Source organism: Hymenobacter ruber (assembly GCF_054783255.1).
In genome coordinates this window covers 417,638-443,248 of sequence record NZ_BAAGQX010000002.1, presented here as the reverse complement: position 1 = coordinate 443,248, position 25,611 = coordinate 417,638, and the positions used below count along the sequence as shown (strand labels likewise).

The 25,611-nt window shown below is 61.2% G+C and carries 26 protein-coding genes and 1 pseudogene; 15 read left to right on the top strand and 12 right to left on the bottom strand.

Going from position 1 to position 25,611, the window contains the following annotated elements; translation table 11 throughout:
- Positions 1-7: 7 nt before the first annotated feature.
- The 4 genes from ACYVM5_RS02550 to ACYVM5_RS02535 all read right to left on the bottom strand — a co-directional run bounded on the left by ACYVM5_RS02550 (position 8) and on the right by ACYVM5_RS02535 (position 2,597).
- Positions 8-205, bottom strand: a complete 198-nt coding sequence (locus ACYVM5_RS02550; RefSeq protein WP_425293343.1) for a DUF4266 domain-containing protein — start codon at positions 203-205, stop codon at positions 8-10.
- A gap of 64 nt (positions 206-269) precedes the next feature.
- Positions 270-1,322, bottom strand: coding sequence for an FAD:protein FMN transferase (locus ACYVM5_RS02545; protein WP_460616610.1), 1,053 nt, complete (start codon positions 1,320-1,322; stop codon positions 270-272).
- A gap of 6 nt (positions 1,323-1,328) precedes the next feature.
- Positions 1,329-1,967, bottom strand: a complete 639-nt coding sequence (locus tag ACYVM5_RS02540; RefSeq protein ID WP_460616609.1) for a thioredoxin family protein — start codon at positions 1,965-1,967, stop codon at positions 1,329-1,331.
- Between the two features lie 216 nt (positions 1,968-2,183).
- Complete coding sequence (locus tag ACYVM5_RS02535; protein WP_460616608.1) at positions 2,184-2,597, bottom strand: hypothetical protein; 414 nt, start codon at positions 2,595-2,597, stop codon at positions 2,184-2,186.
- A gap of 162 nt (positions 2,598-2,759) precedes the next feature.
- Between ACYVM5_RS02535 and polX the strand changes: the two genes are divergently transcribed.
- Both polX and ACYVM5_RS02525 read left to right on the top strand, forming a co-directional pair.
- On the top strand, positions 2,760-4,517 hold the full coding sequence (gene polX, locus ACYVM5_RS02530) for a DNA polymerase/3'-5' exonuclease PolX (protein ID WP_460616607.1): 1,758 nt from the start codon (positions 2,760-2,762) through the stop codon (positions 4,515-4,517).
- A 1-nt stretch (position 4,518) separates the two neighbouring features.
- Complete coding sequence (locus ACYVM5_RS02525; protein WP_460616606.1) at positions 4,519-5,502, top strand: glycosyltransferase family 9 protein; 984 nt, start codon at positions 4,519-4,521, stop codon at positions 5,500-5,502.
- Position 5,503: 1 nt separating this feature from the next.
- Here ACYVM5_RS02525 and ACYVM5_RS02520 read toward each other — a convergent pair whose 3' ends face one another.
- From ACYVM5_RS02520 to ACYVM5_RS02510, 3 genes are all read right to left on the bottom strand, one after another.
- Complete coding sequence (locus ACYVM5_RS02520) at positions 5,504-6,214, bottom strand: pirin family protein (protein WP_460616605.1); 711 nt, start codon at positions 6,212-6,214, stop codon at positions 5,504-5,506.
- Positions 6,192-6,728 (bottom strand): hypothetical protein, encoded by a 537-nt coding sequence (locus ACYVM5_RS02515; RefSeq protein ID WP_460616604.1) that lies wholly within the window; start codon positions 6,726-6,728, stop codon positions 6,192-6,194. Before ACYVM5_RS02515 ends, ACYVM5_RS02520 begins: the two co-directional genes overlap by 23 nt.
- A gap of 102 nt (positions 6,729-6,830) precedes the next feature.
- On the bottom strand, positions 6,831-7,565 hold the full coding sequence (locus ACYVM5_RS02510; RefSeq protein ID WP_460616603.1) for a dioxygenase family protein: 735 nt from the start codon (positions 7,563-7,565) through the stop codon (positions 6,831-6,833).
- 205 nt (positions 7,566-7,770) lie between these two features.
- Between ACYVM5_RS02510 and ACYVM5_RS02505 the strand changes: the two genes are divergently transcribed.
- The gene (locus ACYVM5_RS02505; protein ID WP_460616602.1) at positions 7,771-8,043 is read left to right on the top strand and encodes a ubiquitin carboxyl-terminal hydrolase family protein; all 273 of its coding nucleotides are present in this window, start codon (positions 7,771-7,773) and stop codon (positions 8,041-8,043) included.
- 516 nt (positions 8,044-8,559) lie between these two features.
- On the opposite strand, the pseudogene serS reads toward ACYVM5_RS02505, so the two are convergent.
- A pseudogene (serS, locus tag ACYVM5_RS02500) lies at positions 8,560-9,828 on the bottom strand (serine--tRNA ligase); the annotation flags it as partial.
- Between the two features lie 451 nt (positions 9,829-10,279).
- Here serS and rho point away from each other — a divergent pair.
- Together rho and ACYVM5_RS02490 are read left to right on the top strand one after the other, a co-directional pair.
- Positions 10,280-12,520: a transcription termination factor Rho gene (gene rho, locus ACYVM5_RS02495; RefSeq protein WP_460616601.1), complete on the top strand. Its 2,241-nt coding sequence runs from the start codon at positions 10,280-10,282 to the stop codon at positions 12,518-12,520.
- A gap of 356 nt (positions 12,521-12,876) precedes the next feature.
- Positions 12,877-13,545, top strand: a complete 669-nt coding sequence (locus tag ACYVM5_RS02490) for a DsbA family protein (protein ID WP_460616600.1) — start codon at positions 12,877-12,879, stop codon at positions 13,543-13,545.
- Here ACYVM5_RS02490 and ACYVM5_RS02485 read toward each other — a convergent pair.
- From ACYVM5_RS02485 to ACYVM5_RS02470, 4 genes are all read right to left on the bottom strand, one after another.
- Positions 13,542-14,204: a hypothetical protein gene (locus tag ACYVM5_RS02485; RefSeq protein WP_460616599.1), complete on the bottom strand. Its 663-nt coding sequence runs from the start codon at positions 14,202-14,204 to the stop codon at positions 13,542-13,544. The two genes, ACYVM5_RS02490 and ACYVM5_RS02485, sit on opposite strands and share 4 nt — an antisense overlap.
- 80 nt (positions 14,205-14,284) lie before the next feature.
- Positions 14,285-15,097, bottom strand: a complete 813-nt coding sequence (locus tag ACYVM5_RS02480) for a UbiA family prenyltransferase (protein WP_460616598.1) — start codon at positions 15,095-15,097, stop codon at positions 14,285-14,287.
- 144 nt (positions 15,098-15,241) lie between these two features.
- The gene (locus tag ACYVM5_RS02475) at positions 15,242-16,048 is read right to left on the bottom strand and encodes a class I SAM-dependent methyltransferase (RefSeq protein ID WP_460616597.1); all 807 of its coding nucleotides are present in this window, start codon (positions 16,046-16,048) and stop codon (positions 15,242-15,244) included.
- A gap of 4 nt (positions 16,049-16,052) precedes the next feature.
- The gene (locus ACYVM5_RS02470) at positions 16,053-16,583 is read right to left on the bottom strand and encodes a hypothetical protein (RefSeq protein ID WP_460616596.1); all 531 of its coding nucleotides are present in this window, start codon (positions 16,581-16,583) and stop codon (positions 16,053-16,055) included.
- Positions 16,584-16,663: 80 nt separating this feature from the next.
- Here ACYVM5_RS02470 and ACYVM5_RS02465 point away from each other — a divergent pair, with 80 nt between their 5' ends.
- The 10 genes from ACYVM5_RS02465 to ACYVM5_RS02420 all read left to right on the top strand — a co-directional run bounded on the left by ACYVM5_RS02465 (position 16,664) and on the right by ACYVM5_RS02420 (position 25,597).
- The gene (locus tag ACYVM5_RS02465) at positions 16,664-17,335 is read left to right on the top strand and encodes a hypothetical protein (protein ID WP_460616595.1); all 672 of its coding nucleotides are present in this window, start codon (positions 16,664-16,666) and stop codon (positions 17,333-17,335) included.
- A 14-nt stretch (positions 17,336-17,349) separates the two neighbouring features.
- Positions 17,350-17,643: a winged helix-turn-helix domain-containing protein gene (locus ACYVM5_RS02460; RefSeq protein WP_460609060.1), complete on the top strand. Its 294-nt coding sequence runs from the start codon at positions 17,350-17,352 to the stop codon at positions 17,641-17,643.
- 69 nt (positions 17,644-17,712) lie between these two features.
- Positions 17,713-19,164 (top strand): B12-binding domain-containing radical SAM protein, encoded by a 1,452-nt coding sequence (locus ACYVM5_RS02455; protein ID WP_460616594.1) that lies wholly within the window; start codon positions 17,713-17,715, stop codon positions 19,162-19,164.
- 78 nt (positions 19,165-19,242) lie between these two features.
- The gene (locus tag ACYVM5_RS02450; protein WP_460616593.1) at positions 19,243-20,865 is read left to right on the top strand and encodes a DUF4153 domain-containing protein; all 1,623 of its coding nucleotides are present in this window, start codon (positions 19,243-19,245) and stop codon (positions 20,863-20,865) included.
- The gene (locus ACYVM5_RS02445) at positions 20,858-21,256 is read left to right on the top strand and encodes a hypothetical protein (RefSeq protein ID WP_460616592.1); all 399 of its coding nucleotides are present in this window, start codon (positions 20,858-20,860) and stop codon (positions 21,254-21,256) included. Before ACYVM5_RS02450 ends, ACYVM5_RS02445 begins: the two co-directional genes overlap by 8 nt.
- Positions 21,257-21,287: 31 nt before the next feature.
- Positions 21,288-21,503 (top strand): hypothetical protein, encoded by a 216-nt coding sequence (locus ACYVM5_RS02440; protein WP_460616591.1) that lies wholly within the window; start codon positions 21,288-21,290, stop codon positions 21,501-21,503.
- 23 nt (positions 21,504-21,526) lie between these two features.
- Positions 21,527-21,883, top strand: coding sequence for a hypothetical protein (locus tag ACYVM5_RS02435; RefSeq protein WP_460616590.1), 357 nt, complete (start codon positions 21,527-21,529; stop codon positions 21,881-21,883).
- Between the two features lie 278 nt (positions 21,884-22,161).
- Positions 22,162-22,554 carry a hypothetical protein gene (locus ACYVM5_RS02430; RefSeq protein WP_460616589.1) on the top strand — a complete coding sequence of 131 codons (393 nt, stop codon included), beginning with the start codon at positions 22,162-22,164 and terminating at the stop codon, positions 22,552-22,554.
- Positions 22,555-22,606: 52 nt separating this feature from the next.
- Positions 22,607-23,065: a hypothetical protein gene (locus ACYVM5_RS02425; RefSeq protein ID WP_460616588.1), complete on the top strand. Its 459-nt coding sequence runs from the start codon at positions 22,607-22,609 to the stop codon at positions 23,063-23,065.
- A 129-nt stretch (positions 23,066-23,194) separates the two neighbouring features.
- Positions 23,195-25,597: a penicillin-binding protein 1A gene (locus ACYVM5_RS02420; protein WP_460616587.1), complete on the top strand. Its 2,403-nt coding sequence runs from the start codon at positions 23,195-23,197 to the stop codon at positions 25,595-25,597.
- The last annotated feature ends 14 nt before the right edge of the window (positions 25,598-25,611 follow it).

Genomic DNA, 25,611 nt, shown 5'->3' with positions numbered 1-25,611 from the left:
GGAGTGATTAATTACAGCCGCAGCCGCCGCCTACTTTGCCGCCATTGGCCCCGCCGGCTCCCTCGCGGTAGCTTTCAAAATTGGTTTCGGGCGTTTCTACGGTTTTGCTGGCCAGCTTCATGTCCTCGTCGTTGAGGTACACTTTCTGGTAGGCTTTCACCGAAACACAACTGGGCAGCGCTGCTCCCAAGGGCAGCAGTAGCAGCCCCAGCGCCAGGCGGGGGTGCGTAGATAAGGCTATTCTTTTCACAGTTATTGAGTACGAAAAATCAGGGGCGGGCGGCCGGAGTTGCGCCGTGGTAGTAGTTCAACGTCATGCCCCGTGAGGCCAACGTGCGGTTATCGTCGGTTATCAGCGTGCAATCAACGCCCTTCAGGCTGTTGATGAAAGCCAAACCGGCGGTTGGGCCTTTCACAAAGACGACTTCGTCCAATCCATCGGCGAGTTCCACGTCGGGGCAGAGGATGGTGACCGAGCGCAGCCCAATGGACGGGTAGCCGGTGTGCGGGTTGATGATGTGGCCGTACACCTGCCCGTTCACCGTGAAATACTGCTCGTAGTTGCCGGCCGTCACCACGGCCATGTCGGTCACGTCGACCCAGGCGGCCACGCTATTGGGGTGGTCAGGGTCGCCAATTGCCACGCGCCAGAGCGAGCCGTCGGCCTGCCGGCCCCAGCAATAAATGTCGCCCGAGCCATTCATCAGCCCGCCTTTGATGCCCATTTTGTCGAGCACCTGCTTGGCGCGGCGCAGGCCGTAGCCCTGCAGAATACCCGCCAAATTGATGCGCATGCCTTTCTCGGGCAGATAGACCGTGTGCTTGGCAGCATCCATCTGGATTTTCTGCCAGCCAATGCGCCGCACCGACGCCCTAATAGCCGCCGAATCGGGCAGGGCGGGGTGGGCCTGCCGGTCGAACTTATACAGCTTGTCGGCGCTGGCGAAGGTGATGTCGAACGCGCCGCCGCTAAGCCGCGACAGGTTCAGGGTGCGGGTAATCAAGTCAAAGGTTTCGGGCGATACGGCCACCGGCCGCACGCCCGCGGCCCGGTTTATCCGCACCACTTCGGAGGTGGAATCCCAGAACGACATCAGCCGGTCGATGCGCTTCACTTCGCCCAAACCCGCCCGCAAGGCCCGTTGCCCGGCTGAATCATCCTCGGCCACCACCGTGAACGTGAAATGCGAGCCCATGAGGTGGGCGCTGCGCGTGAAGGTGTGGCGCGGGGCCGAAACCGTTTGGGCGCTGCCGGCCCCCGCTGCAAACAGCAGGACCAGCAGCGCCCAAATGGCAACTGCAGGTTTTAAATGCGTGCGCATGACTGCTTAAAGCGTGGGCACCACCTTTTTCAGGTAGGCCTCGAAGGCCGCCGGGCCGCCGGCAATGTAGCCGGTTTTGGCCAGCACCTTGCCATCGGGCGCAATGACGACAGCCAGCGGGAAGTCGCCTTCCTTATTGAGCTGGGAGGCGGCGGCTTCGTTCAACTTAAGCTGCACGGCGGTGGGCTGGTTCTTTTTCAGGCGCGGAAAATCGAAGTGGGCCAGCACCAGCTTGTCCTTGGCGTAAGCCATAAACTCAGGCTTGGCAAATACTTCCTGCTCGTACATGATGCAGGGCTTGCACCAGTCGGAGCCCGAAAAAACGGCCAGAATGGGCCGGTTGGTGGCTTTGGCCTGGGCCTGGGCCGCGGCGAGGTCAGAAATCCATTCGGCAGGCAGCTCGGTTTTCACTACCTGCGGGGCCGATACGCCGGGCGATTTTGGAATAGGCTCCATCGGCACGGCAGCGGCGGCCACCTCTTTGGGTTCGCTCACGGGGGGCGTGAGTGCCGCGCTGGTTTTGGTTTTAACCTTACTGGTTTTGGTCTTAACCGTGGTTTTCTGGGCGTGGGCCGGGGCCAGGCTGATGAGGGCCAGGCCAAGAGCAAAGGCCCGCACGGAGCTAAAAGAAGGGACGAATGACATAGGAATAGACACGTAAAAAGTGAGAGACTGCAAAAAAGCCGCTCCTGCTTCACCGGTTTCTACGACGGGCAAGGCCGGAAGTTGAAGCGCGGAGCCCAGAGCATTTCGCTCACCGCCTTATGCCAAAACTCCTGCCAGGAAATGAATATGCCGTGAAATGCCGGTGCCCCTAGCGCCTGCGCATCACCGAAAGGGCTGATTTAGTGTGCAAATGCCTTATTTCACTCGGCGCAGCTTCAGTACCTTTTTATTCAACGACAGGATTTCCAGTGTGTAGTTGGGCTCGTGGCCGTCGGTGAGGTGGATGATGAGGCGGGTATCGCCGGTGGCAGTCCAAGTGCCGGGGTGGCCGGTCAGGCCGTCGGTGGGCGCGATGTCGAACTGCTCGAACCGACCGAAGGACTTGATGGCGAAGCCCGTGCGGCCCCGCGTCGGTGGGAATCTGTAGGTGTTGGGTCGGTACACCAGCGTGTCGCCCCGGTTTTCTTCGTGCGAGGCCAGCCAGGTGCCTTCCAGCTGCTTCATGGAAGCGGGGGAGGAGGTGACGACGGCCGGCTTGTGGTGCTTGCAGGCAGCGGCCAGCAGGAGCGGGGCCAGCAGCAGGCGGCCGGGAAAAGACGGTTTGAACATGGCGATGGAACCGGTTGAGCGGGCTGTTTCGCGCTCCCGGCCCGGCGGCCAAGGTACTGCTTGCCGGCCGGGCACGGCCTTATCAAGCCAATTGGCCGCCCGCGGCCGTGCCACGTAAGCCCCTTGGATAAACTACCTTCGTGCCCCCAAAGCCCCTTCCCCGTGGATAACCGCGCCCTGACCCGTGCCTTCAAGCTGGCCGCCCAGCTCATGGAGCTGCACGACGAAAATCCGTTCAAAATCCGCGCCATCGAAGGCACGGCCAACGCCCTCGACGCGCTGAGCTTCCCGGTTTCGGAAGTAGAGCGCTCCGGCCTGCCCGACCGCACCGGCCTGAGCAAAACCGCCGCCGCCAAAGTGGCCGAGCTGCTCGATACCGGCACTTTCTCCGACCTGCAACGCCTGCTGGAAGTGACGCCGCCCGGCGTGGTCGAAATGCTGGGCATCAAGGGCATTGGCCCGAAGAAAATCCGCAGCCTGTGGCGTGAGCTGGGCATCGAAACCATTGAGCAGCTGCGCGAAGCCGCCGAAACCGACCAGGTAAGCAAGCTCAAAGGCTTCGGTAAAAAGACCCAGGACAGTATCCTCGAAGCGCTGGAATTTGCGGGCCAGAGCAAGGGCAAGCTTCTCTATCCGCAGGCCGAAAAGCTGGGCAACGACTTGGCCCAGCTGCTGCGCGATGGCCTGAAAACCGAGCAGGTAGCCGTAGCTGGCGAAATCCGCCGCCGCCTCGAAACCGTGGAAACCGTGCGCCTGGTGGCCGCCACCGACAACCCGGCCAAAGCGCACGAGGTGCTGAATACCACGGCCGGCCTCACGCCCAACCCACGCCGCTCGGGGCCATTCGCGTGGCGCGGCACGGCCACCGAATCAGGGGTGCAAGTCGAAGTGCTGCTGGTGAAGCCGGAGGATTTCACTACTCAGGTTTTCCTGAATTCGGCCGCTGAGGCGCATCTGAGCGAGCCTATTCCACAACCCACCAACCCGCAACTCCACAATTCCACCCTGCGCCAGTGGGCGCGGCGCGAGAAATTCCAGCAGGAAGAAGCCCTTTACGAGAAAGCCGGCCTGCAATTCATCGTGCCCGAGTTGCGCGAAGGCTTGGGCGAAATTGCCCTCGCCGCCGATAAAAAACTGCCCCATCTGCTCGAAGACGGCGACCTGCGTGGCTCCCTGCACAACCACAGCACCTGGTCCGACGGAAACCACAGCATCCGAGAAATGGCTACCTGGCTGCGCGACCACAACTACGAATACCTGGGTCTGTGCGACCACAGCCAAGCCGCCCACTACGCCAACGGCCTGAGCGTGGAGCGCGTGCGCCAGCAGCACCAGGAAATCGACCAGCTGAACGCCGAGCTGGCCCCGTTCCGCATCTTCAAAGGCATCGAAAGCGACATTCTGGGCGACGGCTCCCTCGACTACCCGAATGATGTGCTGGCCAGCTTCGATTTCATTGTGGCCAGCGTCCATTCCAATCTGAAAATGGACGAGGCCAAGGCTACTGGCCGTCTGCTCCGCGCCATCGAAAACCCTTACACCACCATGCTGGGCCACCCCACCGGCCGCCTGCTGCTGCGCCGCCAGGGCTACCCCATCAACTACAAAGCTGTCATCGACGCCTGCGCTCAGCACAACGTCATCATCGAAATCAACGCCAACCCCTGGCGGCTCGACCTCGACTGGCGCTGGGTGCGCTACGCGCTGGACCAGGGCGTGCAGCTCAGCATCAACCCCGATGCCCACCACACCAACGGCTACGAGGACATGCGCTACGGCGTACTGATGGGCCGCAAAGGCCATCTCACGAAGGAGATGACGTTCAATGCCAAGTCGGTGGAGGAAGTAGCGGCCTATTTCGAAGCCCGTAAAGCCGCCATCAAGCCGCCGCTGGAGTATAAAAAGTCGTTGTTTGAATAGCGTGAAAATCCTCGTTCTCCGCTTTTCTTCCATCGGCGACATCGTCCTCACCACGCCCGTGGTGCGCGCGCTGGCGCAGCAGGTGCCGGGCGCGGAGGTGCACTTTGCTACCAAGCCCGGCTACCGCAGCCTGCTTGAGCCCAATCCTTACGTCACCAAAATTCATTGCCTCACCGGCAGTCTGGGCGAGCTGGTGGAAGCCCTGAAAGCTGAGCGGTTCGACTACATCGTTGACCTGCACAACAACCTGCGCACCCGCCTCATTAAGCTGCGACTGGGCGTGAAATCCAGCAGTTTCGACAAACTGAATTGGCAGAAGTGGCTGTTAGTCAATTTCAAGATTGATAAGCTGCCGCGCGTACACATTGTGCAGCGCTACCTGGCCGCCGCTGCGCCGCTGGGCGTGAAAGACGACGGCCAGGGCCTCGATTATTTCATCCCCGCCGGCCAGGAAGTGGACCTGACCACGCTGCCTGCTGATTTCCAGCACGGCTACGTGGCTATAGCCATCGGCGCGCAACACGCCACCAAGCGCCTGCCGCTGGACAAGCTGGTGGAACTGTGCCATAAGCTGGCCCCGCGCCCCATTATGCTGCTCGGCGGCCCCGAAGATGCCGCCGTAGCGGAGGCGCTGATTGCAGCCGTAAGCCAGAAAAATCCACCAATCCACCAAGGCTGCGGGCGATACTCGCTGCACCAATCGGCCTCGCTGCTGCGGCAGGCCGATTTTGTGGTGAGCCACGACACCGGCCTGATGCACATTGCAGCCGCTTTCGGCAAGGAGATTTTCAGTGTGTGGGGCAATACCGTGCCTGCCTTTGGCATGTACCCCTACCATACCGAATTCAAAGTGCTAGAGGTGAAAGGGCTGAGTTGCCGGCCGTGCTCCAAAATCGGGTTTGCCAAGTGCCCGCAAGGCCATTTCAAGTGTATGCGCGAGCAAACGCTGAACCTGGAATTACCCCCGGCGCGCGACGGGCGCTAGCTCAGGCCGCCCGCGGGGCCAATTCCAGCACGAGAATCAGGGCATCGTTGCTCAGGGCTTCCAGCTCGATTTCGGACACGTCCCACAAGGCCAAGCCGTCTTTTTCGTGCAGCAGCCGACTTTCAACCTCGAAAGCGCCGGCCAAAACAAACACAAACAGGCTGTTGGCTGGATTTTCCAATTGATAAACCGCTTCCTGACGACCATCAAAACGGCCCAGGCTCACCGTAAATGGCAGCGAACAAACTGCCGCTGGCAATAGTCGCGCAAGCTGATTCTGGATAGCTGCACTGTTGAAACTGTCGCGCTGCTCGTTGCTCGCAGCCGCGGGCGCATCGGCCAGCTGCCAGAGGTGCAGGAAGCTCACCAACTCGGTATCGTAAGGGTTTCGCACGTAGAGCGTGCTACCGGCGGGTAGCGTCAGCACCGTGATTTCCTCCACGTCCACGGTGGTTAGCTGGCCCGAAACAGTTAGTGCCACCGCCCCCGTAATGGGAATGATGAGGACGTGCGAGGCCTCTTCTACCGTGAATTCCAGCGCGTGGCCACCAGCCATGGTTTCCTCATTGAGCCCGTAAAGCCGGCCAAACGGCCCCTTGTGCGGGTGCGCAAACGGCCCGAAACTGAACGTGCTATAGCGCCGGAACCGGTCCGATTCGGCCAGCCCGCGCTCATCGGCCAGAAAGATTTTACCCGGCGTTTGCGGTATCATCGGGAGCGGGCGTGAGGATGGAGTAAATGCTGAGAAACGGCTGGAGCGGCACCAGATGCGTCAACGTTTCGGTAGCAACCTCCGCCGCTGCCGATGCTTCCGACACCACCATAAACGTGCCCACGGTATCGTGCCAGCGCAGCGGCTCCGATACGAAATTGACCGCGACCTGGTGCTTGCTCTTATCCTGCAAATCAGAATTAATCAGCTCGAATTGAAATCGTTTGAACCGCAGAAACTGCCGCCCCAGGTTGTCGGTAATGTCGGGCAGGCGTTCATTGAGCTGTTGCACGTAGCCCGTCACGGCCCCGCTCACCAGGAAATGCAGCCGCTCGGCCCCCGGCACAAAGTGCAGGATTTCGCCAAACGAGCGGTACTTATTGCCGGGGTTAAAATTCTGCGCCTGCAGCCGGAATTCAGCGTAGCTGTCGGCCCACACCAACTGGTCCCAGGAACGGGTGGCGGTAGCGTCGATGATTTTGCGGTAGCACAGCGTAATGAGGCGGTCGGGCATTGGGTAGGGTGCGGGGCTTGCCCCCGCCCGTCGTTGAACGATGTAAATAAATAGAGCAGCGCAGACGGCGGGCGGGGACAAGCCCCGCACCCTACAGCCACTCTAAGCCGGCACGCCCATCGAAAACGCCAGTTGAAAACCCGCCGCCGTGCTGCCCGTCACCGTGGCCAGCTCCTGCGCCACACCGTCGCTAAATACGTTGTCGTTCGCATTAGAAGTGTAGCCGCTCAGGCCTTTGGCGTAGCCATTTACTGCCGCTACGGCCGTGCCGGTGCCTTCGGGGAAGGCAATCTGCGTGACTTTCAGCGAAGTGCCGGTGGCCGAATACACGTGCACGTGGATGTGCGTGGCGCGGCCCGAATACCAGCCCGGGAAAATGCTCGTGAATTTCACCTGTCCGCTGGCATCCGTCACCTGCCGGCCGCGCAGGAAATGCACCGACTGGTAGTTGGTGGCCTGCATGCCCGAGCCGCCGTATTCCGAATAGTTGCCCTCGGCGTCGCAGTGCCAGATATCAACCAGCGCGCCCACCAGGGCGGCGCAGCTGCTGTTGCTGTTGGTTAGGTTGATGCTGATATCCAACTGATAGCCCGTCTTGCCGTCGCGGATATCGCTGCGCACGTATGAGGACGGCACTTTGGTGGGGAAAGGCCCTTCGGTTTCGGTGGGAGCCACCGCGCAGCTGCCCGAGCCGGTGCCGGTGGTGCCCGTACTTCCCGTGGTGCCGCTAGTAGTGCTGGAAGTAGGCGTCACCGTGTCCTTGCTGCAGGCCGATAGCAGCACAGGTACTGAAGCAGTGCCCATCAGGAGGCTTTTCAAAAAGTGTTTTCTTTCCATGATGATAGGGGCTAGGCGGTTAAGGAATCGGGTTGCAGATTGATTACCCAAAACTGCTCCCTAACATTCCCGCCGCCGCTGCCGAATCGCCGGTTTTGAGCAGTGGCTCGACGGTTTCGCCGTTTGGCTCGCAAAAAGAATTGCTATATTTCATGAACCGGGCAGTTCCGGCCGGTCAGCTGCCTTCCCCAAACCCGCTTCCATCATGCCCGAAACCGAACCCTGCCAGCACCTCACGGCCCTCACCAGCCTCAAAACCGCCCCCGAATACGCTTGCCCCGAATGCGTGGCCCTCGGGGATACGTGGGTGCACCTGCGCGTCTGCCAGCAGTGCGGCCACGTTGGCTGCTGCGACTCTTCCCGAAACAAGCACGCCACCAAGCACTTCCACGCCAGCCAACACCCGGTCGTATCATCGGCCGAGCCCGGCGAGCGGTGGCTCTGGTGCTATCTGGATGAGGATATGGCGGAGTATTAGTGTTAATACTGGGATTCAACAAAAAGGAATAGGCCCAGCTATGATAATAGCTGGGCCTATTCCTTTTACATGCTCATAGTAATGCTACAGAGTTTCCACAATAGAGTCTGGGGTTATATCAAAGCCTACTTTGGTAGCTGCCTCGATGAAAGCAGAAATATTTTCTGTATTCCACTGGTCCGAAGTAGCTATTTCAACCTGCCCAACCTTGATGAGGTCGTTGGGCTTAGTCTTATATCTGGGTTTAGCTGGTGTGCCTTTTTTCGTGATGCCATTGTTAACACTTTCAGCTTGTTCTTTTATAGTAAAAACTCCCCAAGAGCCTTGAATGGAAGCTGGGAAAATTTCAAATAGCTTTCCAATGCTTACTGAAGGATTCTTGTAGACATACTTGGCAATAACGGCGTTAACCAATTGCCCCTTATTGTGAAGTGTCCCATCAAATAGGTACTTGGTGTAGTCTTTTTTGTTTTTCGCCTTCAGCATGTCAGGGATGGTATTTACGGGTTTTTCAATAATCTTCTCAAACCCGCAGTACGAATGCAACACCGCCGGCAGCTTGATGCCGTCCGCCGTCTGGTTGTTTTCCAGCAGCGCGGCCACGATACGCGGAAGCGCCAGCGCTGAGCCATTCAGCGTGTGCAGCAGTTGGGTTTTGCCGCCGTCGGCCCGGTAACGGCACTTGAGGCGGTTGGCCTGGTACGTCTCGAAGTTCGAGGCCGAGCTCACCTCCAGCCAACGGCCCTGGGCGGCGCTCCACACCTCCAAATCATACGTCAGGGCGCTGGTGAAGCCCATATCGCCGCCGCAGAGGCGCAGCACGCGGTAGGGCAGCTCCAGTTTTTGCAGCAGGCCTTCGATGTGGGCCACCATGGTATCGAGGGCGGCGTAGCTATGCTCCGGCTCCGTGATTTGCACGATTTCCACCTTGTCGAACTGGTGCAGGCGGTTGAGGCCGCGCACGTCGGCACCCCACGAGCCGGCCTCGCGGCGGAAGCAGGGCGTGTGGCCGGTGATGCGCACGGGCAGCTTTTCCACCGGAATAATCTCGTCGCGGTAAATATTCGTCAGCGGCACCTCGGCCGTGGGGATGAGGTAGAGGTCGTCCTTGGCGTCGTGGTACATCTGGCCTTCCTTGTCGGGGAGCTGGCCGGTGCCGTAGCCACTGGCCTCGTTCACCAGAATGGGTGGCTGCATCTCGGTGTAGCCGGCAGCCCGGGCCTCATCCAGGAAAAAGTTGATGAGTGCGCGCTGCAGGCGAGCCCCCTGTCCTTTATAAACAGGAAAGCCTGCGCCGGTAATTTTCACGCCCAGCTCGAAGTCAATGATGTCGTACTTCTTAATAAGGTCCCAGTGCGGCACGGCATCGGGGCCGAGCTCGGGCTTGGCGCCGTGCTCGCGCACGGTTTCGTTATCGGCGGCGGCGCGGCCTTCGGGCACGCTGGCGTGGGGCAGGTTGGGCAGCTTGTAGAGGAGCTGCTGCTGCTCTTTTTCCACCTGAGCCAGCTCGGCGGCGGCGCTTTGGGTGTGCTGCTTGAGCTCAGCGGTGCGGGCTTTGAGGGTTTCGGCCCCGGCTTTGTCGCCGGATTTCATCAGGCCGCCGATTTGCTGGGCGAGCTTGTTGGCTTCGGCCTGGGCCGAATCGTGGCTGGTCTGGAGCTGGCGGCGGCGCTGGTCGAGGTCGAGGATGGCGGCCACGTCGGCGGGGCCGGTGGCGTAGCGTTTTTTGGCGAGGCCGGCCAGCACAAGGTCGGTCTGGTCGCGGAGAACGGAAAGTTGCAGCATGAGGCAGGTTGGGGTAAGCCCGGCAAAGGTCGTAAGTAAAAACCGACCTCACCACCGCCTTGGCTACGAAAGCTTTGGCGCGGCGCGCAACTTATTTTGCCGCGTCCCGCGTTCAAATGCTATTCGGGAGGCACCCGATTTGGCAGTTTGTCCGTAATGCGCTAACATTGCGGGAGCAACCGGCCGCCCTGGTCGGGCCCGCGGGCCTGTAGTGCCCGTCGCTGGTCCGTCTGTTTGCTGAATTTCCAGCGGCCCATTCTGCACCTCATTTTCTTGCGTATTCATCTCGCGCCGTGCGTAGCTCACTAGAAGCCCGTTCGGACCCCGCGAATTAATATTTCCAGCGGCCTTGCCGCCGTGCCGTAGCTGGCTTTTTTGTGCCCCCAGCGGGCCTCAGCGGGCAGCCAGCCCCCCGCGCTTTACAGCCAGATGTCCCCCCTTTATTCCCATTATGCACACCATTAACGAGCTGAAGGACCGGTTGCTGTCCGACCTCAAGGAAATTGCCGAAAAGCTAAACGTCGGCAACTTTAAACGGCTCAGCAAGCAGGATTTGATTTACAAAATCCTCGACCAGCAGGCCCTCACCCCCAGCGCCGCCGAAACGGCCTCTGCCCCGGCCGCTGCTGCTCCGGTAGTTGCCGCCGCGGCACCCGCTGCCAACTCCGCCCGGCCTGCCCGCACCGCCACCCGCCGCGCTGCCCCCAGCACGGACGAACAGCCTTTTTCCGATGTGGCGCCGCCCACCGCCAAGGCCCAGAACGCCCGCCCCGCCCGCGAGCCACGCCGCGAAGCCGCCGTTGCAGTGGCTGAAGAGCCGACAGTGGCGGTAGCTGCTGCCCCGGCTCCTACGGTTGAGATATTGGATTCTATCGAGGGACTGGCCCTGGTTGCGCCCTCCGAAGCTACCGGTGCCACGCTGGCTCAGGCGCCTGCTGTCACCACTGCTGCAGAAGCCGCCGCCCCAGCTGCCACTGCCGCTGACCAGAGCACCGCCGCGACGCCGCGTACAGACCGTCCCCGTCGGGAGCGCGTTGACCGCGCCGGCCGGCCCATCACCGAGCAGCGCGCCGCCGAAATGGCTGCCGAAAAAGCTGCTAACGAAGCTGCCGCCGCTGCCGCACCGGCTACCGAAACCACCGCCGATACCCGCGAGGGCAACCCCAACGGCCGCCGCGAGTTCGGTGGCAATGGCTTTGGTGACCGCCGCGAGAACCGCGCCGACCGTTTCGAGCGCGACAATCGGGAGGTGCGCGAACCCCGTCAGGACCAGTCCCGCACGCCCCGTCAGGACCAGCAGCCCCGCGAAAACCGCGATAATCAGCCGCCGCGCAACGACCAGCCCCGTCAGGACCGTGAGCCCCGCCAGGACCAGCCGCGCAACGACCAGCCCCGCGGCGAAGGCAACAACAATAACAACAACCGCAACCTGACCCGCGAGGAGCGCTACGCCCAGCGCGACCTGCAACGCCAGCAGCGCCAGCAAAACCCCGACGGCTCGCCCCGCACCGACCAGGGCCAGAACCAGGGTCAAAACCAAAATCAACAAAACCAGCGCCCCCAGCGCCAAGACCTGGATTTGGTGGTGCCCGGCGGCGGCACGTTTGAGTTGATGCCCGACGGCGGCTACGGCTTCCTGCGCTCGCCTTACTACAACTACCTCAGCTCGCCCGACGACGTGTACGTGTCGCCGCAGCAGGTGAAGCAGTTTGCCATGAAGGCCGGCGACACGGTGGTGTGCAGCATCCGGCCGCCGCGCGAGGGCGAGAAGTATTTCGCCCTGGTAAGCGTGGAAAGCATGAACGGCCGCACCGTGGAGGAAGTCCGCGACCGGGTGCCGTTCAGCCACCTCACCCCGCTTTTTGCCGACCACCGCATGAAGCTGACCACCAAGCCCAGCCAAATCAGCACCCGCGTGCTCGATTTGTTTGCGCCCATCGGCAAGGGCCAGCGCGGCCTCATCGTGGCCCAGCCTAAGACTGGTAAAACGGTGCTGCTCCAGGAAATCGCCAACGCCATTGCCGAGAACCACCCCGAGGTCTACCTCATGGTGCTGCTCATCGACGAGCGCCCCGAGGAAGTGACCGACATGGCCCGCACCGTGAAGGCCGAAGTGCTCAGCTCGACCTTCGACGAAACGGCCGACCGCCACGTGAAAATCGCCGAAATGGCCCTCGACAAGGCTCGTCGCCTCGTGGAGTGCGGCCACGACGTGGTGATTCTGCTCGACTCCATTACCCGCCTCGCCCGGGCTTACAACACGGTACAGCCCAGCTCGTCGCGCATCCTCTCGGGTGGTATTGATGCTGGCGCGCTCCAAAAGCCCAAGCGTTTCTTCGGCGCGGCCCGCAACGTGGAAGGCGGCGGCTCACTCACCATCATCGCTACGGCCCTCATCGAAACCGGCTCCAAAATGGACGAGGTGATTTTCGAGGAATTCAAGGGCACCGGCAACATGGAACTGCAGCTGGACCGCAAGCTGGCCAACAAGCGCGTGTTCCCGGCCATCGACATTCCGGCTTCCGGCACCCGCCGCGAAGACCTGCTGATGAGCAAGGACGAGCTGAACCGCGTATGGGTGCTCCGCAAGTTTATGTCGGACATGACGGCCACCGAGGCCATGGAATTCCTCAAGGACCGCATCAAAGGCACCAAGGACAACGAAGAATTCCTGCTGGCCATGAACGGTTAGTAAGGTGTTTTTCTAACAACCAGAAAGGCCCGTTGCAGCAATGCAGCGGGCCTTTTTTGATGGCTTAAAGTATGGGTTGATTTCCTAAATTATTCAATTTATAAAAATAATTCAATTTATGAAATCGAGCCCGAAAAAGCCCGTTGCATTGCTGCAACGGGCTATCGGTAGAATAGTAATCGTCAATAAAAATAAATGGACGTATAAAAATTGTCCACTTGAATAGCGCTAGGTATCACGGGGCAAACTGTTAGTCGAAAGAATAAATTCACCAGCGCGAAAAATAAGTTTTGCCTAATCCATACAAACCGCCGGGCTAGCAATAGGGCCCTATTTTTGACAGAAAAAAAACGCGTATGAATCCCGAACCCATCGTTCAACTGCCCGAATTGCTCTACGTTCACGACCCACTGTGCGGCTGGTGCTACGGCATGAGCCCGGTTATTAATCAGGTGCAGCGGGAGTTTGCGGGGCGCGTTGATGTGTCGGTGCTGTGCGGCGGCATGGTGCGGGATGCCGATGCCGGCCCAATTGGGGAGAGCTGGGACTACATCCGCCAATCTTTAGTCCAAGTGGAAGACGTGACCGGCGTGGAGTTTGGCGAGCCGTTCAAGGCGCTGGGCGAGGCCGGCACGTACCACCACGACTCGGAGCCGCCGAGCCGGGCCATCGTAGCGTTTCGCCACCTCACGCAGGACCCGGCCCGCACCGTAGCCTTCGCCCACGCTGTGCAAACGGCTTTTTTTCGTGATGGTCAGGATTTGAACGCCGCCGCCACTTACGCGCCGCTGCTGGCCCCGTTTGGGGTGGATGAGGCGGAGTTTCTGCGCCGCTTTGCCGCGCCCGAAACGGCCACGGCCGCCCGGCAGGAGTTTGCGGCCGTGGCCCGCATTGGCGTGCAGGGCTTCCCCACGGCGGTGGTGCGGATAGGGGAGCAGGGCTACGTGCTGGCCCGGGGCTACCAGCCTTTTGAGCAGCTGCGAGCGGGGCTGGAGCAGCTATTGCTGCAGGAGTCGGGGCGTTAGCGCACCCGCACGGTCTGCTTTTTTAGGGGCGACCACGCAATCTGGTGGCTGTCCTCCTTGCCTTTCAGGTACTCGAACCCAATGGCGTCGGGCCGATTTTGAAAGTCATTCCAAGTAGCGCGGTCGAGGTTTTCGACTCCGTCCGGAAGCGCGGCTTTGGCCGCTACGGCTGGCGTGTGGAACTGCTTGGGCAAGAAAAACCGGTCGATACGCCGCAACACGAAGGTTTCGCGCTCGGCGCGGGTAGCAGTGGGGCCTTTCATCTCATACACCAGGGCGGCTTCGAGGTCGGGCTCGGTCAGCATTTCGCGGAAAATAACCTGGCCGTCGGGGTCGGTGATGGTGAATTCGCCGGTGCCTTCGAGGATGGACGGGCCGCGAAAGACCAGCTGAAATTTGTCGGCCGGACCTTTGGGACGGCTGAAATTGTGCGCCAGTCGCGCCACGCGCAGCGTATCGCTCACCGCCGAAACGGCTTTGGTGTGGGCGGTGTCGGGGGCGGGCAGGGCGGTGGTGCCGGTAGCTGCGGGCGCGGGGGCGGTGCTATCCGGCCCTTGGCGGTCGGCCATGCGGGAAACCGAACCTTCATTCACAGCCGAAGGAGTGGAATTGCAGGCGGCCAGCAGCGGCAGCAACAGGAAGAGGCGGGTGGTACGCATGATAACGGCACGTTGAAGTGAAATGCCCATTGATACGCGGCGAGGGGCCGCCTGAGTTACTGCCGTCCTTCCGCCGGGGCTCAATGCCAGAGCAGCATGGCGATAAAGGCCGCGCTTAAGCACAGCGACGACACCTGATTCATGCGCATAGTGTGCTCAAAATCAGCCGCGCGTTCGTCGTGCCACACGGCCCAGGCCCAGCGGCCGAACAGCGCCACCACCGGCCCGGTAGCCACCAGAAAAATCAGCAGCGGGCGGATTTCCTGCCGCAGCCAGTAGGCCAGCCCCAGCGCCGCCGCGCCCGCCAGCAGCCCGATTGCCGCAAAGATGAACGTGCCCCGAATGCCCAGCCGCAGGCTCAGGGTGCGGTCGCCGCGCCGGGCATCTTCCTCGTGCTGATATACCTGGGTGAGCGGGTAGGAGCCGCACAAAAACAGCGTGCTGACCAGCGCCAGCAGCAAATTGGTTTTCTCGAAAAGCTGCTCCGACGTGGCTCCCACGCCCACCTGCGTCATCAACAACGTGAAGGCCCCCTGGAAAACCACCACCACCAGCGTGCTCAGCAGCGGGTATTTTTTCAGGCGAATGCCCTCGTAGCTATACGCTTTCGACACCAGCAAATACACTACCACCAGCACTCCAAATGGCAGCGAGAGCAGCGCCGCCCCCGCCACGGCCAGCGCATCGAACAACCAAACTAGGTGCAGCAGCTCGGGCGTGACTTTGGGCGGCGCTTTCAGGCCGCCAATGCTGCCTTCGTCCTTGTCGTAATAGGAGTTGTAGCCGTTGGACGCCGGGTAGGCTAGCAGGTGCAGCACCACAAACACGCCCACGGCCCGCCACTCGCTCCACGGCCCGCGCAAGGCGCTCAGCCCAAACCAGAACACGGGCATAAGGTAAACTGAAAATGGGATGCGCAGCAGTGGCAGCGCCTTTCTGTAAGCGGTAAGCAATTGTTTATGAGTTATGAGTAACCAACGGCGCCGGCGGCCACAAAGGTGGGCAAAAGCTGTAATAGAAACAGCTGCCGCTTAGGTTTATTCGGTTTTTGCTGGCCCTGGCCCATGCGGCCAACCCACCAGATACGTGACCTGCGGCCCCCACCAGTGGCGCTTTTTGCCCGCTTGCCAGGTGAAAGCAGCTGCCGGGTCGGCCGCATGGGCCAGGGCCAGCAACTCATCAGTAGAGTACATGCGCAGCAGCGACACCGTCCCATCCCAGATGGTGCAGAGCGGAATGAGCGGAATCAGATAAGTGAAAACCAGCCGACTGAGGCGGAAGGGTTGGAAAAACGGCGTGAGCAACAGTTGCGCCACGGGCAGTACCGTGAGGGCCAGCAGCAGTTCGGCCCAGTGCTTGCCCGCGCCCTCAAATACGCCGATGCCGGTGCCGGCCCGAACGGCATCGCGCAGCATGGCGGTGGCCGCGTCGGGCGGGAAATGGTGGAAAGCCGAAAAAATGGTGCGAAAGCCCGGCAGCTGCGCGGGCACGGCCAAAGCATTAACCGATGTGGGCTCGAAGCCAATGGCGCCATTGGTGCGGCGGGCAATATCGGCCCAGGCGCCGGGCTGGGGGTAGAGGTCGGTGAGTGTGATGGTGGCGGGCTGGCCCAGGGCGTGCAGGGCAGCCAGCACGGTTTCGGTGCCGCCTCCGGCCCCGGCACCCAGTTCCAGCACGCGGGTTTGGGCGGTGCGGGCGAGGCCCTCGGCCAGCAGCGGCGCGATGGGCCGGTAGGTGCCCAGCGCCGAAATCATGAACCGCAGGTAGTCCATCATCCCGGCCCGAATGACGGCCGGAAACCAAGACAAATCCTCAACCTCGAACAGACGCAGGCGGAGCTTCATTTTCTTACGGTTGCAACTCGTTCAACAAGGCGATTTGCGTCCGCATCATGGTGTAAGCGGTTCGAAGCGAGGCGCAAAGCCACGGCAGGCTGGCAAGCTGGCAAATCATTCCATTGCCAATAGAATACCCGCGGGGCCAGCCGTTGACGAAAAGCATGAGCGCGACCACCGGTGCCTCAAAAATAATGAAGGTGCCAAGTAGAAAGCCCGTCATGTCCGGGCCCACCGGGTCGTTAAGGCAGTATTTGAACAGCCAACTCATGGGCCATATTCTCAGCAGTCCCACCAAAACGGCCGGAATACCCAGAAAAATGCTGCCCCAGAACACAGTTCCCAGCGCATATGGGACCAGCATGAATCCCGCGGAAACAAGCCTGGTGCTTAAAGGCAACTCCGCGGACGGGTAGCCGTCGCGGCCCCACAGAAGGTAAGCCAAGACCGCAACAACCGCGCTTGGCAACAAATACACAAAACCCAGCGCAGTAGACCGGCCCCAGTGTGTGAAGGCCAATGACGAGTTGGTGACGGGAGGCATTTCGAAAGAATTATTTCACCATAATAACGCGAAATTCAATTGCCCGACTTAACTTTGCAATACAAAGTACTTCTATGGTTATGAAGCCTGCCGCTGCTCCCGACCCGCTTGCCCAGCTCACCGAAATCCGCGCTATCATGGAGCGCAGCTCGCGCTTTTTGTCGCTTTCCGGCCTGAGCGGGGTAGGGGCGGGCGTGGTGGCGCTGCTGGGCGCGGCGGCCGGGCACTTCTACCTGCAAAGCCAATACCCCAGCGAATACGGCCCGGCCGGCTACTCGCACCTGGTGGCCAGCACCGCGCCCGAGCGGCAGGCGGCGCTGCCGTTTTTGCTGCTGCTGGCGGGCAGCGTGATTGGGGCGGCGCTGCTGGTTGCATTTTTCTTCACCCAGCGCCGTACCCGCCGCGCCGGCCAGACGCTGTGGAGCGGCCCGGCGCGCCGGGTGGCCGTGGCCCTGGCGGTGCCGCTGGTGGCGGGCGGGCTGTTTTGCCTGCGGCTGTACCTGGGCGGTGATGCGGGCATGGTGATACCGGGCCTGCTGGTGTTCTACGGCCTGGCGCTGCTCAACGCCAGCAAGTACACGCTGGACGAAATCCGCTGGCTGGGGCTCACCCAAATAGTGCTGGGGCTGCTGGCCATGCTGCAACCCGGCTGGGGCCTGCTTTACTTTGCACTCGGCTTTGGCCTGGGCCACATCGGCTACGGCCTGCTGATGTACAACCGCTACGAGCGGCCGGGCGCAACGGCCCAATAACCCTTAGTATTCCGGTGAAGCACCTCATTCATACCCTCAACAAGGCATTTGACCACCGCGTGCGGCTGGGCGTGATGGCCGTGCTGCTGGCCAATGATTCGGTGAGCTTCAACGACTTGAAAGAAGCACTTGACCTCACCGATGGCAACCTCGCCAGCCACGTTGCGGCCCTCGAAAAAGCCGAATACGTGCTGGTGAGCAAGCAATTTGTGGGCAAAAAACCCAACACTACCTACACTGCTACTGCCGCCGGCAAGGCCGCGTTCCAGCAGCACCTGGCTACACTGGAGAAGCTGCTGCGGCCCTGATTTTTTGGAAAAGAAGCCATAGAGGCTCTTTTTTTTGCATTTATACTTTGTAATTCAAAGTTCTTTAACATGCGCGTAAAGCTCATCCTGCCCGCCCTTACGGAAGCCACCAACCCCTATTGGCGGCCGATAAAGTACTCGCTGTTTCCGCCGCTGGGGCTGGCCACGCTGGCGGCCTACCTGCCGGCCGATTGGGAAGCGGACTTGCAGGATGAGCACGTGGAAGCGTTGCGGCTGGATGATGCACCCGACCTCGTCATCATCCAAGTGTACATCACCAACGCCTACCGTGCCTATGCGCTGGCCGACCACTACCGCGCCCGCGGGGCCTACGTGTGTTTGGGCGGCCTGCACGTAACCAGCCTGCCCGACGAGGCCGCGCCCCACGCCGACAGCATTTTTCTGGGGCCGGGCGAGGAGATATTTCCGGAGTTTTTGCGGGACTGGCAGGCGGGGTGGGCCCGGCCGCGCTACGTGTCGGGGGCGGGGCGCACGCTGGCGGGCATTCCGCCCATCCGGCGCGAGCTGATTAAGCGGGAGCGCTACCTCGTGCCCAACTCCATCGTGGTGACGCGGGGCTGCCCGCACCACTGCGATTTCTGCTACAAGGACGCCTTTTTTCAGGGTGGCAAAAGCTTCTACACTCAAACCGTGGACGATGCCCTGGCCGAAATTGACCGCCTGCCGGGCCGCCACCTCTACTTCCTCGACGACCATTTGCTGGGCCACACGCGCTTCGCCACGGGCCTGTTTGAGGGGATGCGCGGCATGGGGCGGCTGTTTCAGGGCGCGGCCACGGTAGATAGCATTCTGCGCGACAATGGCCTGCTGGAAAAGGCCGCCCAAGCGGGTTTGCGCAGCCTGTTTGTGGGCTTCGAAACGCTGAGCCCCGTCAACCTGAAAACCAGCAACAAGCCTCAGAACCTGGGCCGCGACTACGCGGCGGCCATCCGGCGGCTGCACGATTTGGGCATCATGGTGAACGGCAGCTTCGTGTTTGGGCTCGATGATGACCGGCCCGACGTTTTCTCGCGCACCGTGGACTGGGCCGTGGGCCAGGGCATCACCACGGCCACGTTTCACATTGCCACGCCCTACCCCGGCACGACGCTTTTCCAGCGCATGGAGGCTGAAAACCGCCTGCTGCACCGCCGCTGGAACGAGTACGACACCCGCACCGTGGTGTGCCGCCCCGGCCCGCACCTCACCGCCCGCCAGCTCAAAGACGGCTACAACCAGGCCTACCGCGACTTCTATTCCTGGGCCAACATCACCAAAGCCAGTCTGGTGCACGATACGCTGCGCCACCAGCTCAAGCACTTTGTCTACGCCGGCGGCTGGAAAAAATTCGAGCCTCTCTGGAATTTCCTCATCAAATCGCGCCACCTCGACGCGATGCGCCCGCTGCTCGAAGCTATTCTGAGCAAGGTGCGCAAAAGTGCCGACCCCACCGCACTAAACCCGCCCCTGGAGCCGGCTGACCCGGCCACTTTCCTGCCGCTGCCTGTGCTGCCACACTAGACCGCGCCTCCGCTTGCCTGCCACCGGTTGGCAAGGGCATTTCCTACTCATTCGCATCACCTATTTAGTTAATTCCCAATGAATCCTGTCTTTCCCTTGTCCGAAGATTCGGACGCAGTTCCGCTGCAATCCGCACCTGCGACTTCGATTTCAACCATCCAAAAAGTGCTGCTGCCGCTGGGCGTGGTGCTGTTCGACTGGCTGTTCTGGCGCGAAGGCGGCGGCGTGAACATGGTGGTGTTCACGGTTTTTATCGTGGTGGCGCAGCTACTGATGCTGCCGCGCCACGCGGCGGTGCGGCGTTCGGGCTACTTCTGGCTGATGGTGGGCGGCAGCCTGTTTGGGGCCGCCATGATGGCGGTGTATGGCTCCGGGGCGGCGGCGCTGGCCTGCATGGCCTCGGTGCTGCTGCTGCTGGGCTACGTGAACCAGCCGCACCTGAAACTGGTGCTTTACGCCCTGCTCACGGCGGCCAATAGCTTGGCACAGGCCTGGCTGCGGGTGTTGCAAAGCATACGTGCCCCGCGCAACACCGGGGCCGGCGTGCGCCGAAGCTGGTTCTACGGTCGCTTATTTCTGGTGCCGCTGGGTATTTTGGGGGCTTTTCACCTACTCTTCGCGGTGGCCAACCCGCGCTACGAGGCCCTGAGTGGCCAGGTGCTGGCGCATCTCGGCGAGTGGCTGGGGCTGCTGCTGCCCGATATTTCCATTGGTCACCTGCTGTTCATCGCGCTGGGCTTTGTGGCGACGGCCGGGGTGGTCGTGGCGGTGCCGGTCTACTACTTCGCCGACCACGAGTCGCGCTTTGGGGAGTTCGTTCGGCGACAGCGCGACCGGGTGGCCTCCTTCGGCGTGCGCCGTCCCGATTTTAGCTTCCGCAGCACCCGGATGCTCGATTTGCGCAAGGAGTTTCTGGCTGCCGCTGCCGTGTTTGGGCTGGTGAACGTGCTGCTGCTGGCGGTGAATGCCATCGATATCAATTGGCTCTGGTTTGGGTTTGAGCCCGCGCCGGGATTCGACCTTGCCCAGTTCGTGCACGAAGGCACGTACGTTCTCATTTTCAGCATCCTGCTCGCCATGGGCATCGTGCTGTGGTTCTTCCGCCGCAACCTGAACTTCTACCAGCCGGGCCTGCCGTGGCTGCGCTGGGGCGCCACCGTCTGGGTAGTGCAAAATGCCATACTGGCCGTGTCGGTGGGCCTGCGCAACTACTACTATATCCTCAATAGCGGCATTGCCTATAAGCGCATCGGTGTGTGCTTCTTCCTGCTGCTGGTGTTTTTCGGGCTAGCCACGGTGCTGCTGAAAATTTGGCAGCGCCGCTCGGCCTACAGCCTCATTCGCCTCAATTCGCTGGCCGTGTACGCGGTGCTACTGCTGTTGGCCGCCGGCAACTGGGAGGTCTGGATTGCCGAGTACAACTTTCAGCCCCGTTTCCGCAGCATCGACGTGGGCTTTCTGCTGGCCATGCCCGGCCGCACACTGCCCACGCTGGTGGCCCATCGCAGCCGGCTCGATGCCGCCCACCTCACTACTGAGGATGAGTACGGCAACGCTACCACCATCCCGGCCGCTGCTGCGCAGCAGCAACTCAACGTGGCCGTGGCCAACTGGCGGGCGCACCACAAGGCCCAAACCGGCTGGCAGGGCTTCACCTACGCCGATTGGCAGGCTTACCAACAGCTGGGCGGCCATGAATAAGCTCATCCACACGGCCCCGCCTTCGGGCCTGATGCGCTGGCTGGGCGGCAGCCTCATCTGGACTGCCGCCTGCCTGCTGCCCTGCGCCGCATTCTGGTATTGGGTGATGGAGGTGAAGGATGCCAATTGCCGCTCCTGCGGCACCACGGCGCTGCTTACGCCGCTCGCCATTGTCGTCGTGCTCGGCTCAAAGGTGTTTCTCTCACGGGCGTTTGCCGGCTCAAACGCTTTGTTTCAACAAGCCAGATGGGGCGATTGGACCACCGTCGTGGCCTTTAGCTGGCTCCTCGTGCTGAGGCTAATCCTGATGGCCTGGCTGCTGCTGGACCTGGGCATTGTGATTCTAACGCTGTTCAGCTGGCTGGACGACGGGAAATCCTGGAGTGTCTAATCTGATTATCAACAACTTTATAATTCTTGTAATGCTTCCTCAATTCGCTCTCACGTTTTTCGGCATCCTGTTCTGCATAGGCGATGTGGCCGCATTGGGCCTGCTGCTGGCTTGGCAGGAGCGCGCCGCCTCGCCCGATGCCCGCTGGCGGCGGCTGGTGCGCGGCGTACTGCCGGCCACCATTGTGCTGCTGGCGCTGCTGCTGCTGGCCTTCACCCAGCTCATGCTGCTGTGGTCGAGGCAGTAGGAGCGGCCTTTTCTCGCGTAATCATGAGCTTATACAACCGGAATTGGCTGCCGCCGTGGCCTGTGGTGCCGCCCCGGCTGTGGCTCACGGCGGCAGCCACCATCATAGTAGGCCTGAGCATCATTTTTCGGATGGAAATATGGCCGCACCACTATAGAGTTCAGGAATGGAGCTGCATTGTGCTGGGGCTCCTGCTACAGGCCATCGGTGTTCAGGTAATTAATATGTTGATGGCGTGGCTGCGGGATTATCGCGGCCCTGGCTGGATGCGGCTGTTGATGTGGGGTGCGATACTGCCTATTTATGGGGCGGTGGTTCTGTTGATAGTAGTGTTTGTCCTGTTCACCTGCTTCAGCTTAGGAAGCATTAGGATGGATTAGCCGCAGTTCGGCAGGCGCGTCCTACCGATGAGAATAGTTTTTCGGTATTGCCAAATCAGGGGATTATGTAAAAAACCGAATTCGACCAACAGGCCATATGCCCTGACAAAAGCTGTTTTTAAACCTCAAATAAGCGCTTACGGCTGCTGAGTACTGATTCAGGTGCGAACCTCAAAACTTGAAATAATGATTTATTAGAGAATATTGTTTAGCTTGGCGGCCCGTTGGGCTTCCCATCCTGAGAACGGCCCGCTACGGCATCATCATCGCCTTTATACATGGCCCGTAAGCTGCTTCTGACTGTGCTCATCATCGCCCTGCTCATTGAGCTGGCGCTGACGGGGGGCGCGTTTTTCGCACCGGCTTTCACCCTAAAGCAGTTTGGGGTGACGTATGGCCCTGATACCACGTTTCTGGCCTACATCGTGGCGTGGCTGCTGCTGTTTGTGTCGCTGGTGGCGGCCGTGGCCGTGGTGCAGGTGGCCCGGCGCCGGCCCGGCTTCGCTACCTGGTGCTACCTGCTGGGCGTGTGGTGGATAGGCATCGGCGCGGGCATTTATTTTGCCTTCGGCAAACCCGACAACTTGTTGCTCGATTCCGTAAAAGGACTGTTGATTATCGTCCTCACGTGGCGCTGTCAGGCTTCGCGCACCATGGCGCGGCGTTACTAGCCGAAGCTCAGTATCTTGGGGGCCAATTATCCGCTCTGCATTGTCCCGCCCTATGCCCACTTCTCACTTGCACCCCCTGCCTGTCGTTCCGAAACTCTCGCGCTTTGGCCGGGCCCTGGCCGGCGCGCAGGTTCTCAAGGAAACGCTGAGCATCATCTTCCTGGGCCTGCCGCTGGTGAAGGCCGCGCCGCTGGTGCTGCTGTCGGCGCTGCCCGGCGTGGTGCTGTATTTGCTGCACTGGCAGCTGGCGCTGGGACGCGTGGGCCGCGTTTTTGCGGCGGCCGTGTGGGGCTTCACGCTGATTGATGAGCTGTGGGGCCTGCTGCTGTTTCAAGAGCTGGATTCGCCCACGCGGGGCCAGATTCGCCTGCTGCACTGGAGTTACTTCCTGGGCCTGGGCATTATCCTGCTGGCATTGGGCGAGTTGGGCTGGCGCTGGCAGCGCCGCCGCGTCAAGGCCCAGCGCAACGTGCACCACAAGGCCATTCTGACGGCCCGGCAGCGCCACTAATACTGGGCTGGAGTACGTCGCCCGATTTGCTTTATCGGGCGCTTAATCCGGACTATTGGGGCGAGGGTCTGGTATATTTGCCGTTCTTCGCGGCGGGACTCAATCCCCGTCACCCACTTGCCGCCTCGCATGGCCGACCTCAAAACGTCTCCTTCTGCTTCTTCTTCCGGTGCTAAATCCAAGCCGCCGCGCCGCCGTTGGCCGCTGCGGGTGACCAGCTGGGCCTGGGTGCTGTTCGGCTTCGTCGTCATTCTGTTTTTGGTGTACCCGTTTCTGGTGAGCACCAATTTCATGTTCCTCTTCGGCAAGTCGCCCAGCCTGGCCGATTTGGAGAACCCCAAAGTAGAGCAAGCCTCGGAAATCTATACGTCGGACGGGGTTCTGATTGGCAAGTATTTCCGTGAAAACCGCTCGCCGGTGCCGCTCAATAAGATGTCGCCCGTGCTCATCAAGGCACTTATTGCCACCGAGGACGTGCGCTTCTACAAGCATTCAGGCATCGACTTGGAGGCCGTGGTAGGCGGGGTGTTTTCGTCGTTGCGCGGCGAGAAGCGCGGCGGCTCCACCATCACCCAGCAGCTGGCCAAAAACCTCTACAAAATCCGCCGGCAGCAGAGCCGGGGCGCGCTGGGATACATTCCGGTGGTGAGCACCATCGTGGCCAAAACCAAGGAATGGCTCACAGCCGTGGACCTGGAGCAGCGCTATACCAAGGAGGAAATTCTGCGGATGTACCTCAACACCGTGGAGTACGGCTCCAGCGCGTTCGGCATTAAAGTAGCGGCCAAAACCTTCTTTAACACCTCGCCGGATAGCCTTAAGCCCGAGCAGGCCGCCATGCTGGTGGGCGTACTCAACAACCCCACGGCCTACAATCCCAAGTTCCACCCGGCCGCCGCGCTGCGCCGCCGCAACGTGGTGCTCGACCGCATGGCCCAGGCCGGCGTGCTGCCCAAGGCCGAAATCACAGCCCTCAAAGCCACGCCCATCGTGCTCGATTACCACGTCGAAAAGCACATCGACGGGCCCGATACCTACTTCCGCAGCGCCATCAGCCAGTTTGTGGATGCGTGGTGCGACAGCACGGGCCACGACATGTACCGCGACGGCCTCAAAATCTACCTCAGCATCGATTCGCGGATGCAGGCGCACGCCGAGGAGGCCCTGCACGAGCGCATGAAAGCCCTGCAACGCCAGTTCGACAACTTCTGGCGCAACAAGGGCAAAGACCCGTGGGTGGACGACGAAGGCAACGTCATTCCCGATTTCATCCTGACCCAGATGAAACGCACGGAGAGCTACAAAACCCTCGCCAACCACTACAAAAACCAGCCCCAGCGCCTGGATTCGGCCCTGAATGCCAAGCGGCCGATGAAGGTCTTCACCTGGAAGCACGACGACAATGACACCACGCTGGTGATGTCGCCGCTCGATTCGCTGGCCTACTACAAGCACTTCCTGCAATCGGGCATGATGTGCATGGACCCCTTCACCGGCCACATCAAGGCCTGGGTGGGCGGGCTCGACTACCGCTTCTTCAAGTACGACCACGTGAAGCAGGGCAAGCGCCAGGCCGGCTCCACGTTCAAGCCCTTCGTGTACCTCACGGCCCTCGACAACGGCTACTCGCCCTGCGACCGCATCCGCGACCAGCGCGTGACCATCAACTACGTCGAAAACGGCAAGCCCATGGAGTGGAAGCCTGACAACGTGACCCGCGAATACACCGGCATCAACATGACGCTGCGCCACGCCATGGCCCGCTCCGTGAACTCCGTGACGGCCCAGCTAACCGAGAAAGTGGGCTGGGACAACGTGGCCAAATACGCCCACAAAGTCGGCATCACCTCGCCGCTGCTGGCCGTGCCCAGCATCGGCCTCGGCTCGGCTGGCGACGTGAGCGTGTACGAAATGGTGGACGCCTACAGCACGTTCATGAACACCGGCTTCCGCTCCGACCCGCGCCTCGTCACCCGCATCGAGGACCGCAACGGCAACGTCATCAAACAATTCGACCCGGTGCAGCACCGCGCCATCCCGGCCGAAACCGCCTGGCTGATGACCTACATGCTGCGCGGCGGCATGGAAGAGCCCGGCGGCACCTCCCAGGCCCTCTGGGACTACGACCTCTGGCACAACGACAACCAAATCGGCGGCAAAACCGGCACCACCTCCAACTACTCCGACGGCTGGTACATGGGCATGACCAAGGACCTGATGACCGGCGTGTGGGTGGGCGGCGAAGACCGCAGCATCCACTTCACCGGCTCGCAGCAGGGCGAAGGCGGCCGCACGGCCCTGCCCATCTTCGGCAAGTTCATGGAGAAGATTTACAAGGACAAGGACCTCGGCTACACGCCCGGCCACTTCCCCCAGCCCACCGTCAAAATCGTCAAGAAGTATAACTGCGTGTCGCCCGAGGAGCCCAGCCGCCGCCGCGCCGAGGCCGTGGACACCATCGCCGCCGACAACCTGCTGGAGCAGATGAACAACGGCGGCAGCATCCCGGATAGCGTAAAGGGCGGGCGCTAGGTGTAAAGGCGTTT

What these genes read in the sequence shown, in the direction of transcription:
- ACYVM5_RS02515 (WP_460616604.1), bottom strand. Translation starts at nt 6,728, where the DNA reads ATGCCCGACCGCCTCATTACGCTGTGCTACCGCAAAATCATCGACGCT.
- ACYVM5_RS02445 (WP_460616592.1), top strand. Translation starts at nt 20,858, where the DNA reads ATGAATAAGCTCATCCACACGGCCCCGCCTTCGGGCCTGATGCGCTGG.
- ACYVM5_RS02425 (WP_460616588.1), top strand. Translation starts at nt 22,607, where the DNA reads ATGCCCACTTCTCACTTGCACCCCCTGCCTGTCGTTCCGAAACTCTCG.
- ACYVM5_RS02540 (WP_460616609.1), bottom strand. Translation starts at nt 1,967, where the DNA reads ATGTCATTCGTCCCTTCTTTTAGCTCCGTGCGGGCCTTTGCTCTTGGC.
- ACYVM5_RS02545 (WP_460616610.1), bottom strand. Translation starts at nt 1,322, where the DNA reads ATGCGCACGCATTTAAAACCTGCAGTTGCCATTTGGGCGCTGCTGGTC.
- ACYVM5_RS02455 (WP_460616594.1), top strand. Translation starts at nt 17,713, where the DNA reads ATGCGCGTAAAGCTCATCCTGCCCGCCCTTACGGAAGCCACCAACCCC.
- ACYVM5_RS02435 (WP_460616590.1), top strand. Translation starts at nt 21,527, where the DNA reads ATGAGCTTATACAACCGGAATTGGCTGCCGCCGTGGCCTGTGGTGCCG.
- ACYVM5_RS02480 (WP_460616598.1), bottom strand. Translation starts at nt 15,097, where the DNA reads ATGCCCGTGTTCTGGTTTGGGCTGAGCGCCTTGCGCGGGCCGTGGAGC.
- ACYVM5_RS02470 (WP_460616596.1), bottom strand. Translation starts at nt 16,583, where the DNA reads ATGCCTCCCGTCACCAACTCGTCATTGGCCTTCACACACTGGGGCCGG.
- ACYVM5_RS02485 (WP_460616599.1), bottom strand. Translation starts at nt 14,204, where the DNA reads ATGCGTACCACCCGCCTCTTCCTGTTGCTGCCGCTGCTGGCCGCCTGC.
- ACYVM5_RS02465 (WP_460616595.1), top strand. Translation starts at nt 16,664, where the DNA reads ATGAAGCCTGCCGCTGCTCCCGACCCGCTTGCCCAGCTCACCGAAATC.
- ACYVM5_RS02450 (WP_460616593.1), top strand. Translation starts at nt 19,243, where the DNA reads ATGAATCCTGTCTTTCCCTTGTCCGAAGATTCGGACGCAGTTCCGCTG.
- rho (WP_460616601.1), top strand. Translation starts at nt 10,280, where the DNA reads ATGCACACCATTAACGAGCTGAAGGACCGGTTGCTGTCCGACCTCAAG.
- ACYVM5_RS02440 (WP_460616591.1), top strand. Translation starts at nt 21,288, where the DNA reads ATGCTTCCTCAATTCGCTCTCACGTTTTTCGGCATCCTGTTCTGCATA.
- ACYVM5_RS02420 (WP_460616587.1), top strand. Translation starts at nt 23,195, where the DNA reads ATGGCCGACCTCAAAACGTCTCCTTCTGCTTCTTCTTCCGGTGCTAAA.
- ACYVM5_RS02510 (WP_460616603.1), bottom strand. Translation starts at nt 7,565, where the DNA reads ATGGAAAGAAAACACTTTTTGAAAAGCCTCCTGATGGGCACTGCTTCA.
- ACYVM5_RS02490 (WP_460616600.1), top strand. Translation starts at nt 12,877, where the DNA reads ATGAATCCCGAACCCATCGTTCAACTGCCCGAATTGCTCTACGTTCAC.
- ACYVM5_RS02430 (WP_460616589.1), top strand. Translation starts at nt 22,162, where the DNA reads ATGGCCCGTAAGCTGCTTCTGACTGTGCTCATCATCGCCCTGCTCATT.
- ACYVM5_RS02475 (WP_460616597.1), bottom strand. Translation starts at nt 16,048, where the DNA reads ATGAAGCTCCGCCTGCGTCTGTTCGAGGTTGAGGATTTGTCTTGGTTT.
- ACYVM5_RS02535 (WP_460616608.1), bottom strand. Translation starts at nt 2,597, where the DNA reads ATGTTCAAACCGTCTTTTCCCGGCCGCCTGCTGCTGGCCCCGCTCCTG.
- ACYVM5_RS02520 (WP_460616605.1), bottom strand. Translation starts at nt 6,214, where the DNA reads ATGATACCGCAAACGCCGGGTAAAATCTTTCTGGCCGATGAGCGCGGG.
- ACYVM5_RS02505 (WP_460616602.1), top strand. Translation starts at nt 7,771, where the DNA reads ATGCCCGAAACCGAACCCTGCCAGCACCTCACGGCCCTCACCAGCCTC.